Below are 12183 nucleotides of genomic sequence, written 5' to 3'. Positions count from 1 at the left end.
CTACGAGGTTTCGATCCTCAATGCTACAGGACTGTGAGCGGCGGCAGGGGGCTGCCGACGGTGACCGGCGCCCGGACCCGAGGGGGCCGTTGGGGGCGGCGGCGGGGCGGTTCCCCGCCGATCGCCCCCGGTGCCCCCGGGAATGTGAGGTGACAGCCGGCCCGGGCGGATTATCCTTCCCGCGTGGACACTGCCGCGCAGTGATCACGGTGCCACCACACGGGGACCCGCTCATGGCCTTCGACCCTCTTCTTGCGGATATCCGTTTCGGCTGTGGCCGCTCGCCGGTGATCGCGCCGCCCTCCGGGGTGGAGGAGATGCTGACGCGGCTGACCGGGCCGGATGCGGCGGCGGCGCAGTTCCCGGTACCGGGCTATGACATGCTGAGCGCGAAACAGGCGGAATTCGCCCGGCAGCGCCGCGAGATCAAGCCGGTCAAGGACAAGGCGCGGCGCGATAAGATGCAGGCCGCCTACCGCGAGATGTACATGCGCGAGATCAAGGAGCTGCGCCGCGAACACCGGCTCTGGCTCTGGAACCAGATGATGCGCCGGGCCCATACCGAGGACGGGCTGCGCGAGCGCCTGGTTGCCTTCTGGGCCGATCACTTCGCCGCCTCGGGGAAGAACGCGGTCTTCAACCTCTCCGTGGCGCCCAGCCACGAGGACACGATCCGGCCGCATCTGACCGGGCGGTTCGCCGACTTGGTGAAGGCGGTGATGACCCAGCCCCTGATGCTGCACTTCCTCGACCAGACGACCTCGCGCGGGCCGAACTCGCAGATGGCGCAGAAGAAGAAGGGCGGCGGGCTGAACGAGAACCTCGCCCGCGAGCTGATGGAACTGCACACGCTGGGCGTCGACGGGCCCTATACCCAGGCCGATGTCCGGGAACTGGCGGAACTGCTGGCGGGCCTCTCGATCGGGGCGGATTTCTCCTTCCTGTTCCGTCCGGCGCTGGCCGAACCCGGGGCGGAAACGGTGCTGGGCCGGTCCTATGGCGGGCCGGGAGAGGCCCGGCTCGAGGACGTGCTGCAGGTGCTCGACGATCTTGCGACCCACCCGGTCACGGCGCGCCACATCGCGCGGAAGCTGGCGGTGCATTTCGTGGCCGACACGCCCGATCCCGCGCTGGTCGATCACGTGGCGGCCCGCTTCGAGGAAACCGGCGGCCAGCTCGACGCGGTCTATGGCGCGCTGCTGGAACATCCCGCCGCCTGGGATCCCGCGCCGGGCAACGTCAAGCGGCCGCTGGATTTCATCGGCTCCGCGCTGCGGCTCTTCGCCGTGCCGCCGGACAGCCGCGCCGGGCGCCAGCCCGGCATCCAGGGCGACCTGCTGCGGGCGCCGCTGATGCTCATGGGACAGCCCTGGGACGAACCGCCGGGCCCGGAAGGCTGGCCCGAGGAAGACGAGGCCTGGGTCTCGCCGCAGCGGCTCGCCGCGCGGGTCCGCTGGGCCTGGACCGCGCCCTCTGTCCTGATGGAGGACCTGCCCGATCCGCGCGCGCTGCTGACGCTTGCCGTGGGCGACCGGGTCGACGAGGCCCTGGACTTCGCCGTCAAGGCGGCGGCCGATCGCACCGAGGGAGTGGCGCTCGTGCTCTGCTCCCCGGCGTTTCAACGGATGTGAGGAGGCTGTCATGGCCGGAAAGACACTGGACCGCCGCAAGTTCCTGACCCGCTCGCTGCTGCTGGGCTGTTCCGCCGCGGCCAGCCCGCTCTGGACGCCGGTCAGCTTTGCCGCCGCGCCCTGGGATGCGCGGATGGTGGTGATCATCCTGCGCGGGGCCATGGACGGGCTCGACGTGGTCCAGCCCTGGGGCGATCCGGCCTTTGCCCAACTGCGCCCCGGTGCCCCGCGTCCCGGCACCGAGGGCGGGCCGAAGGACCTCGATGGCTACTTCGCGCTGCACCCCGGGCTGGCAAGGCTGATGCCGCTCTGGCGGGCGGGGGAACTGGGCTTCGTACATGCGGTCTCGACCCCTTACCGGGACAAGCGCAGCCATTTCACCGGGCAGGACATCCTCGAGGCCGGCGTCGCGGACGAGGCCGCCTCGGTGCGCTCGGACGGCTGGCTGAACCGGATGCTGCAGCAGGTGCCCGGCGTGACCGCCGAGACGACCTATGCCATCGGCCGGGGCGACATGCTGCTGACCCGCGGCACGGCGCCGGTCTCCGACTGGTCGCCCGACGCCTCGCTGGGGATCGACGCCTCGGCGCTGCGGCGCATGGACGTGATGATGCACGAGGACCCGCTGTTCCGCGACAACCTCGGCGAGGCCATCGTCCTGTCGGGGCTGGCGGACAGTGCCGCGCTCTCTGTCGGGGACATGGCCGGAGATATGGCGGGAGATATGGCCGGAGGCATGACCGGGGATATGGCGATGTCGGGCGGGGCCAGCCCGCGCCGGGAGCTGAAGGAGATGGCCGCGGCCGCGCGCAACAGCGGCGTGGCGCAGATCGCCGCCTTCGCCGCCGAGAAACTGCGCGGCGATGCCCGGATCGCCTCCTTCTCCCTGAACGGCTGGGACACCCATGCCAGCCAGGAGCGCACGATCGCCGCGCCGCTGGAACGGCTCGAGAGCGTGATCCTCGGGCTCAAGGAGGGGCTGGGGCCGATCTGGGGCAAGACCGGCGTGATCGCCATGACCGAGTTCGGCCGCACCGCGGCCACCAACGGCACCGGCGGCACCGACCACGGCACCGGCGGCGCGATGCTGCTGGCGGGCGGGGCCCTGCGTGGTGGCAAGGTCTATGGCGACTGGCCGGGGCTGGCGGAGGAGGCGCTCTACGTGCGGCGTGACCTGATGCCGACGCGGGACGTGCGCGCCCATGCGGCCTGGATCATGCGCGGCCTCTTCGGCCTCTCGATCCCGGACCTGGAGGCGGCGATCTTCCCCGGCCTCGAGATGGGGTCGGAGCCCGGGCTGGTCCTGTAACCGGAAGACCGCGGTCCGGCCCGCAGAGCGGAGGGACCGGACGGGAAAGGCTGTGCCGGGCGGCGCTCAGGCGCTCTGGTTGGCGCCCGTGCCCTGCTTCGCGCGCGCCTCGATGCCCCGGCAGAACCCGCCGAGCTTGTCCTCGATCCGCCGCGAGACCTGGTATTTCGCCAGTTTCAGAGACTGGACCAGAATCCGCGCCGAGAGGTTCTGCGGCTTGATGTCGATTACCAGCGCCAGCACCGTCCGGCCGGCCTCCGGGCTGGACAGCTGCGCGGTGCACTCGATGTCGAGCCCGGGCGAGGTGCCCTTGAATTCCATCCGCCCGGGGCGGTCGCAGGAGAGCAGGCGCAGGTGCATCTCGCGCCGCTGTCCCAGCAGGTCGAAGACGAGCTCCCAGGTCATCCCGGGGCCGGGCTGTTCCAGCCGGTCGGTCCGCGCGACGCGGGCCCCTTCCGGGACCGCGTCCCGGCGGGCGCCGGCGAAATTCAGGATCGAGTCGAAGACCATCTCGGCCGGGGCGTCGATCGTGTTCTTTGTCGTCAGTCTCATGGGGGGCCCGTTGCGCTCTCTGCTGTGTCTGACCGTTCTGGCCGCCTCCGGGGGCGGAGGCAACGCGGGTTCCCGGGGTTTCCCGCCTCGGTTGCGGAAAACCCCGGAAAACCCCGAGGCCTGGCCGTTTTTTGCCGGGTTTCCCGCCGTGCCCCCGGTTTTGATCCAGTTTGGATCCGGTTTCGGAACCCGTCAGGGGCAGCCGGCGGGGACCCGAAGACGGGTCAGAGCGGCGATTTCACGAAGGCGGGCATTGCCGTCCCTTCGCGCACGTGGACGAGGAAGGTCCGGGCCGTGTCCAGCGCCTCGCGGATCGTCACGTCCATGTCGAGGTAGCGATAGGTGCCGAGCCGGCCCACGAAGGTGACGCCCGCGGTGGCCTCGGCCTTGGCCACGTAGTCGGCCAGCATCGCCTTCTCGTCCACCAGGCGGATCGGGTAGTAGGGGATGTCGTCCGGGCCGCATTCGCGGGAGAACTCGCGGTAGCAGACGGTGCCCTCGTGCTCTTCCCAGGGGGAGAAGTGCTTGTGCTCGGTGATCCGGGTGAAGGGCACGTCGCGGTCGCCGTAGTTCATCACCGCGCAGCCCTGGTAATCCCCGGTGTCGCTGAAGCGTTCGAAGTCCAGCGTGCGGTAGCCCAGGCGGCCCAGCTCATAGCCGAAGTAGCCGTCCAGCGGACCGGAGTAGAAGACGTGGTCATAGTCGGCGGCCTCGGCCGCGTCGAAGGTGGTCTCCAGTTTCACGGTGATGGCGGGATGGTCGAGGATGGCCTCGATCATCGGCGTGTAGCCGTTCTCGGGCATGCCCTGGAACTGGTGGAAGAAGTAGTTGTCGTCGTAGTTGAACCGCACCGGCAGGCGCTTGAGGATCGAGGCCGGCAGCGCGGTCGGCGAGCAGCCCCACTGCTTCTCGGTGTAGCCCTTGAAGAAGGCGGCATAGAGGTCGGGCCCGACGAAGCGCAGCGCCTGTTCCTCGAAGGTCTGCGGCTCGGAGATCGAAGTGTCGGCCTGTTCCTCGATGAAGGCGCGGGCCTCGTCCGGGCGCAGGGTCTTGCCGTAGAACTGGTTGATCGTGTGCAGGTTCACCGGCAGCGAGTAGACGGCGCCCTGGCTCGTGGTCTTCACGCGGTTCTTGTAGGGCATGAAGGTCTCGAACCGGTTCACGTAGTCCCAGACCTCGGCATCGTCGGTGTGGAAGATGTGCGGCCCGTAGACATGGACCATCACGCCGGTTTCCGCGTCCCGCTCGGTGTAGCAGTTGCCCCCGATATGCGGTCGCGTATCGACGATGGTGATCTGGTGTCCCTCTTCGGCCAGGGTACGCCCGATCACCGCGCCGGAAAGCCCGGCCCCCACGAGAAGAATGTTCATGATTATGCCTTGTTTCTTCAGTCGGAGATCTTGTTCCACACAAGCCCGGGCATGACAACCGGGATCGCCCGCGGGGCGGCCCACGGGCCGGTTCGGGGCGGCTCCGGTCCGGCCCGGGAGGCGGAAAAGAGGGCAGGCGCGGGGCCCCGTATCCTGCCCGGACCCTGCCCGTATCCTGCCCTGCCCCGACCTGAACGGGCCTCGGACGCCGCCCTTCGGACACCCCCGGAATGGGGAGGGGCGTTTCGCAAATCCGCTGTAGCCCAGTTGGAAACGGCTCTCTAAGGTGAGGGGCATCAGGGGCAATTGCCTGAACGCATTGATTAAACTGACATGGGGAGATGTATGGCTATGCGGGTAGATTTTTACGGGCCGGAAACGAATTTCATCGATGACGGGCTTTTCGACCCTGTTACGGGCGATTTCGATCCGGATATCGCCAGCGCCACCAGCACCGAGATCGTGCTCTTCAATGCCGCAACCGGCTGGACGGTCCGGCTGACCGGCTTCGGGCTGCCCACCAACCCCGAAGAGGGCGATCTGACCGGGACGGTGACGCAGATCTCCTTCTTCTTCGACGGGCTGGAACAGGCGCGCGTCTCCGGGATGGCCTGGCTGCTGGAGGACTTCGCCTTTGCGATGGACGAGCTGGCCGCCGACAATTCCGAGCCCTTCACCGAACTGCTGGACCAGCAGGAGATCATCTACGATTCCTCCTCGGCCGTGGTCGGCAACCCGGACATGTTCCTCGACGAGTTGACCCAGAACAACACGCTGTTCGGCTCGGACTTCAGCGACACGATGGCGGGCGGCGAGGGCGACGATTACATCGACCCCGGCGCCAATGACGGCGAGGATCTGATCTATGGCTCGGGCGGGGACGACACGATCGATTTCTCCGGCTCGGCGGATTACTCCTACTACTCGCTCGACTACTCCGACCTGTTCTGGATCACGGCGACGATCAATGCCCAGGCCAACACCGGCACGATCCAGAAATCCGGCGGCGGCACCGATACGCTGATCGAGGTGGCCCGGACCCAGGATTACGACGCCGGCACCGGCGACGGGCTGGGCATCTGGGGTGGCGACGGCAGCGACATCTTCAACATCACCACCATGGACGGCAGCTGGTTCACCCTCTCCGGCCTGCGCGGCGCCGATGTCTACAACATCGTCTTCGGCGACAGCGGCAGCACGGTGCGGCTGAGCTTCTCCAGCGGCGGCGCCTTCACCGGGGCGGTGGTGGACCTCTCGACCCAGACCATCAGCAATGACGGCTTCGGCAACAGCGAGGGCCTGACCATCTCCGGCGAAGCCGGCCGGATCGAGCTTCAGGGCACCAACTTCGGCGACAGCCTGACCGGCTCCGAGTACCGCGACAGCTTCCGCGGCATGGGCGGCAACGACACGATCGACGGCGGCGAGGGCTTCGACCGGGTGCGCTATGACCGGGGCGAGATCGCGGGCCTCGAGGTGGACCTCGCGGCGGGAACGGCGACCGGCTTCTGGAACGGCCTCGCCTTCACCGACAGCCTGAGCGGGATCGAACAGATCCGCGGCTCCTATGCCGGGGACACCCTGCGCGGCGATGGCAACGACAATTACATCGAGGGCCGCGACGGCGACGACCTGATCGAGGGCCTCGACGGCGATGACACGCTCTATGGCGACGAGGGCAACGACACGCTCCTTGGCGGCGCGGGCAGCGACCGGCTCCATGGCGACGAGGGGGATGATTTCCTCAATGCCGGCACCGTGGCCTATGGCGCCGGGGGCGACCGGGTCTATGGCTCCAGCGGTGACGACACGATCACTTACGTGGATGTGCTGGCGGACGGCGACTGGAACGCATTGGTCTACGAGGACGCGCTCTCCAGCGGGATCACGGCGCAGATCGACGCGGTGGCCAATACCGGCACGGTCTACAAGGGCAGCGCGGGCACCGACACGCTGATCGACGTGACCCGGGCCACGACCTATGGTGACGGCTGGGATCTCTACGGCACCGAGTACGATGACACGATCACCTATGTCGCGGCCGAGAATTCCTGGGCCGGGATCCATGGCGGCGCGGGCGACGACACCTACAACCTGACCCTCAACAGCCGGGTGCGGCTCGACTTCCGCGGGTCCTGGTATGACAGCGCCACCCAGGGTGCCGTGGTGAACCTCGCCACCGGGGTGGTCCAGAACGACGGCTTCGGCGACACCGACACCGTGAACATCATCGCGGGCGACGGGTCGCTCGAGGTGCGCGGCACCGACTTCGCCGACAGCATCACCGGCTCCGGCGCGGACTTCGAATCCTTCATCCTGCGCGGCGGCAACGACACGCTGAACGGCGGCGGCGGCGAGGACATGGTGCGCTATGACCGCAGCGGCAGCAGCACCGGGATCCAGGCGAACCTCACCACCGGGCTGATCACCGGCGCATGGGACGGCGTGGGCTTTACCCATACGGTTTCGAACGTCGAGGACATCCGCGGCACCGACTACGCCGACAACATCATCGGCAGCGGCGCGGCGAACTACATCCAGGGCCGCGAGGGCAACGACACGATCTCGGGCGAAGGCGGCAATGACACGCTCTACGGCGAAGAGGGCAATGACCTGCTCTATGGCCGGGCGCAGGACGACCTGATCTATGGCGGCTCCGGCAATGACACCGTGGATGGCGGCAACGGCCGTGACGAGGTCTGGCTGGAGGACGGCAACGACCTCTTCATCGACAACGGCCAGGCCGGCGTGGCCGGTCAGGACACGGTCTATGCCGGCAACGGCGACGACACGATCCAGGGCGGCAACGGCAACGATGCCTTCTACGGTGGCGCGGGCTTCGACCTGATCTACAGCCGTCTCGGCAACGACGTCGTCTATGGCGGCGACCAGAACGATACGGTCTGGGCCGGGGCCGGCAACGACACCGTGGACGGTGGCAATGGCCGCGACGAGGTCTGGCTGGAGGACGGCGACGACCTCTTCCTCGACAATGCCCAGGGCGGCGACGCGGGCCGTGACACGGTCTATGCCGGCAATGGCAACGACACGATCCAGGGTGGCAACGGCAATGACGCCTTCTATGGCGGCGCGGGCTTCGATCTGATCTATGGCCGCCTCGGCAATGACCTGATCTATGGCGGTGACCAGGACGACACGATCTTCGCGGGCGATGGCAACGACACCGTGGACGGCGGCAACGGCCCTGACGAGGTCTGGCTGGAGAACGGCAACGATCTCTTCCTCGACAATGCCCAGGGCGGCGTGGCGGGCCAGGACACGGTCTATGCCGGCAACGGCGACGACACGATCCAGGGCGGCAACGGCAACGATGCCTTCTACGGCGGCGCGGGCGCAGACCTGATCTATGGCCGTCTCGGCAACGACGTGATCTATGGCGGCGACCAGAACGACACGATCTGGGCCGGGGCCGGCAACGACACGGTCAACGGCGGCAACGGGCAGGACCTCGTCTATCTCGAGGACGGCAACGACAGCTTCACCGACACCGGCCAGTTCGATCCCTATGGCGCGGACAAGGTCTTCGGCGGCAACGGCTCGGACACGATCGCGGGCAATGCCGGGTCGGACACGCTGATCGGCGAGGGCGGCAATGACCTGCTCTTCGGCGGCGCGCAGGACGATGTCCTCGTGGGCGGTTCCGGGTCGGACACGGTCTATGGCGGCGACGGGCGCGACAGCGCCTACCTCGGCGATGACAACGACATCTTCTACGACAGCGCCCAGACCGGTGCCTTCGGGGCGGATTACATCGAGGGCAACGCCGGCAATGACACGCTGCGCGCGGGCGGGGGCAACGATACGCTCTCGGGCGGCGCGGGCAGCGACCGCTTCGTCTTCATCGGCCAGATCGAGGCGGACACGGTCACCGACTACGTCCTCGGCGAGGAACTCGGCCTCGATGATGCGCTCTGGGGCGGTGGCCTGAGCGCGGCGCAGGTGGTGAGCCAGTTCGCCGATGACAGCGGCGCGGATGTGGTCTTCGACTTCGGCAGCGGCAACACGATCACCCTTGTCGGGCTCGACAGCAAGGTGGGGCTGGAGGCGGATATCTTCTTCCTCTGAGGTGAAATCCCCTGAAACAGGGTCACATCAGGGCGCCCGGGACTGTCCCGGGCGCCCTTTTTGCGTCCAGGGATGCAGGCGTGCGGCCGGATCGGACGGCCCCGTCACCGCACGCCCGGGCCTCCCGGTAAGACCTCCCATCTGGCCCCAGCCTGATGCCCGACCCGGGCCGCGTCTCTGGCCGCGGCGTCCGGAATAGCGCGCATTCTCTGCAAACGCCCCGGTTTCGCCTGAATCGCGATCCGGCCCCGCACCGCTTTGCCTGTCATTCCCGCCCTGTCGGAACAGGAGGCGGGGATGACCCATCTGCTATGGCGCGGTACATCGGCCACCGGGCGCGAGGCGCTCGATATCGGGATCTCGCAAATATATGTCTCTAACATGGGCGGTAGTCTCTATGCCTACGCCTCCACGGGCCCCGGGGGCGGGCTTTCCGCCTGGCGCCTGTCCGAGGGGCGGGCGCCGGAGCTGATCGACACCGAGGTCTTCCGCGGCCTCTCGGTGCCGCTCGGCTGCGACGCGCTGGTGCCGGTGGCGCTGCCGGATGCGCCCTTCCTCGCGGTGGCGGGTGCGGGCGGCGCGATGGCCGGGGTCCGGCTGCAGTCGGACGGCCGGATGTCGGGGCTCTCGCAGGTGGACCTCGCGGGCGGGCCGACCGCGGCCACGGCGCTGGCCTGCGATGGCGACGGGCATCTCTTTGCCACCGACGCCAACGGGCGGCTCACCACGCTGGCCACCAGCGCCGAGGGCTACCGGGCCACGGGCAGCGTGGCCGGGACGGGCGAGGTCTCCGCCATGCTGACCGTCGAGGTGGACGGGCAGGCGTGGCTCTATACCGCCGGATCCGGGGTGCAGGGCGTCGTGGGCTACCGGCTGTCCGGGACCGGGCGTCCCGAGGCCACCTCCAGCGCCGCCGCGGCCTCGGGCCTCGGCGTGGCGGATCCCATGGAGTTGCAGGCGGTCGAGGTCATGGGGCGGGACTACCTCCTGCTGGCGGGCGGGGGCTCCTCCTCGATCAGCGTGATCGAAATCGGCCCGGGGGGCGACCTGCTGGTCCGGGACCATGTGATCGACAGCCTGAACAGCCGGTTCTCCCATGTACAGACACTGGAAACGGTCTCGGCGGACGGCCATGTCTTCGTGCTGGCCGCAGGCGCGGACGACGGGATCAGCCTGTTCCGGCTGCTGCCCGGCGGGCGGCTTCTGCATCTCGACAGCCTCGCCGCCGAGGCGGGTGCCGATCTGTCGGACATCCGCACCCTCGCCGCGGCGCGGGTCGGAGCGGAGATCCAGGTCCTCGCCGCGCGGGAAAGCGCGGAGGGGCTGACCCGGCTCTCGGTTCCGGTCGGGGATCTCGGGGTGCAGCGCAGCACGGGGGGCGCGGGCGGCCAGCTGCGCGGCGGCGACGGGGACGACGTGCTGACCGGCGGGGGCGGCGATGACCGGCTCGACGGCGGGGCGGGGGACGACATCCTGCTCGACGGGGCCGGGGCGGATACGCTGATCGGCGGCGCGGGGGCGGATGTCTTCGTCATGGTGCAGGACGGGGCGCGGGACCGGATCGAGGGCTTCAACCCCGGCGAGGACCGGCTCGACCTCTCGGGGTACTGGATGCTCTACGATCCCGAACGGGTCGAGGTGACCCCGGTCAGCGGCGGGGCGCTGCTGTCCTGGGGGCAGGAGGTGATCAACCTGCGCAGCGTGGACGGCCGGGCGCTCGATCCCGCGGCGGTGCGCGCGGCGATCCTGCGCGGCCCCGACCGCCCGCCCATGGCCATCGCGCGCGAGACCCTGGGCAGCGACGATGCCGATAGCCTGACGGGCTTCTGGGCCAGCGACGTGCTGGCGGGCTTCGGCGGCAGCGACCGGCTGGACGGCGGCGAGGGCGACGACAGTCTCTATGGCGGCGATCAGGACGACCTTCTGCTGGGGGGCGGGGGCGATGACGCGGTCTGGGGTGGCAACGGGGCGGATCTGGCCTTCCTCGGGACCGGGCATGACATCTTCCATGACAACGCCCAGGGCGGGCCCTTCGGCGCCGATACGGTCTGGGCCGGGCAGGGCCACGACACGGTGGAAGGCGGGGCCGGGGCGGATGTCTTCGGCGGCGAATGGGGCGATGACCTGCTGCTGGGGCGGCGCGGCAACGACCGTCTCTTCGGCGGCGATGGCAACGACGTGCTGGACGGCGGCGATGACGAGGACCTCCTCCAGGGCGGAGCCGGGAACGACCGCCTGCTGGGGGGCAACCACGCGGACCGGCTTGAGGGCGGCGACGGTCACGACACGGTGGTGGGGGGTAACGGGGCGGACCTGGCCTTCCTCGGGACCGGGAATGACATCTTCTACGACAACGGACAGGGCGGGGTGTTCGGCGCCGACACGGTCTGGGGCGGGCAGGGCCACGACACGGTGGAAGGCGGCGCGGGGGCGGATGTCTTCGGCGGCGAATGGGGCGATGACCTGCTGCTGGGGCGGCGCGGCAACGACACGCTCTTCGGCGGCGACGGCAATGACGTGCTGGACGGGGGCGACGAGGAGGATCACCTCTATGGCGGCAACGGCAACGACCGGCTGTTCGGCGGCAACCACGCTGACCGGATCGAGGCCGGCGCGGGCAACGACACGGTGGTGGGCGGCAACGGGGCGGACCTCGCCTTCCTCGGGACCGGGAACGACATCTTCTACGACAACGCGCAGGGTGATGTTTTCGGCCGCGACACGGTCTGGGCCGGGCAGGGCAACGACACGATCGAGGGCGGGGCCGGGGCGGATGTCTTCGGCGGCGAGGGCGGCGACGACGTGCTGCGCGGGGGCGAGGGGGCGGATGTGCTCATCGGCGGGCCGGGGGCAGACCGGCTCACCGGCGGGGGCGGGGCGGATGCCTTCGTCTTCCGCGCGGGCGACGGCCGGGACGTGATCTGGGATTTCACCCCCGGGGAGGATGTGCTGCGGTTCGACGACGGGCTCTGGAGCGGCAGCCTCGGCCCGGGGCAGGTCATCGCCCGGTTCGCCCATGACACGGCGGAGGGGATCCTCTTCGACTTCGGCGAAGAGACCCTGCTGCTGGAGGGGCTGCACCGGCCGGGGGACCTGACGGGCGATATCGAGATCTTCTGACCCTGGCTTGGCGGCACCTCGGTGTCCCGGGGCCCGGGGGTGCCGACTTCTGATTTGCCCGCCTCTGATTTGACAGTGGCGCGGAATTGCCCCAGTGGAAGGGGGACCGGACTTA

The 12183-nt window shown here is 69.2% G+C and carries 6 protein-coding genes; 4 read left to right on the top strand and 2 right to left on the bottom strand.

The genetic code is table 11. The features are described from left to right. Positions 1-233: 233 nt before the first annotated feature. Together LCM32_RS20685 and LCM32_RS20680 are read left to right on the top strand one after the other, a co-directional pair. Entirely contained in the window at positions 234-1631 is a 1398-nt protein-coding gene (locus tag LCM32_RS20685) for a DUF1800 domain-containing protein (protein ID WP_224822981.1), read from the top strand. A gap of 10 nt (positions 1632-1641) precedes the next feature. Continuing rightward, on the top strand, positions 1642-2940 hold the full coding sequence (locus LCM32_RS20680) for a DUF1501 domain-containing protein (RefSeq protein WP_224822980.1): 1299 nt from the start codon (positions 1642-1644) through the stop codon (positions 2938-2940). Positions 2941-3006: 66 nt separating this feature from the next. On the opposite strand, the gene LCM32_RS20675 is transcribed toward LCM32_RS20680, so the two are convergent. After that, the gene (locus LCM32_RS20675) at positions 3007-3492 is read right to left on the bottom strand and encodes an SRPBCC family protein (protein WP_224822979.1); all 486 of its coding nucleotides are present in this window, start codon (positions 3490-3492) and stop codon (positions 3007-3009) included. A 224-nt stretch (positions 3493-3716) separates the two neighbouring features. Then, complete coding sequence (gene glf, locus LCM32_RS20670) at positions 3717-4862, bottom strand: UDP-galactopyranose mutase (protein WP_224822978.1); 1146 nt, start codon at positions 4860-4862, stop codon at positions 3717-3719. 345 nt (positions 4863-5207) lie between these two features. Here glf and LCM32_RS20665 point away from each other — a divergent pair, with 345 nt between their 5' ends. Then, positions 5208-8948 carry a calcium-binding protein gene (locus LCM32_RS20665; protein WP_224822977.1) on the top strand — a complete coding sequence of 1247 codons (3741 nt, stop codon included), beginning with the start codon at positions 5208-5210 and terminating at the stop codon, positions 8946-8948. A 297-nt stretch (positions 8949-9245) separates the two neighbouring features. Then, positions 9246-12068: a calcium-binding protein gene (locus LCM32_RS22045; protein ID WP_263618264.1), complete on the top strand. Its 2823-nt coding sequence runs from the start codon at positions 9246-9248 to the stop codon at positions 12066-12068. Positions 12069-12183 lie beyond the last annotated feature (115 nt).

Source organism: Pseudooceanicola nanhaiensis, from assembly GCF_020171315.1.
In the GTDB taxonomy this organism is placed as follows: domain Bacteria; phylum Pseudomonadota; class Alphaproteobacteria; order Rhodobacterales; family Rhodobacteraceae; genus Pseudooceanicola; species Pseudooceanicola nanhaiensis_A.
Note: the sequence above shows the minus strand (reverse complement) of the source record. Positions and strands in the feature narration are given on the sequence as shown.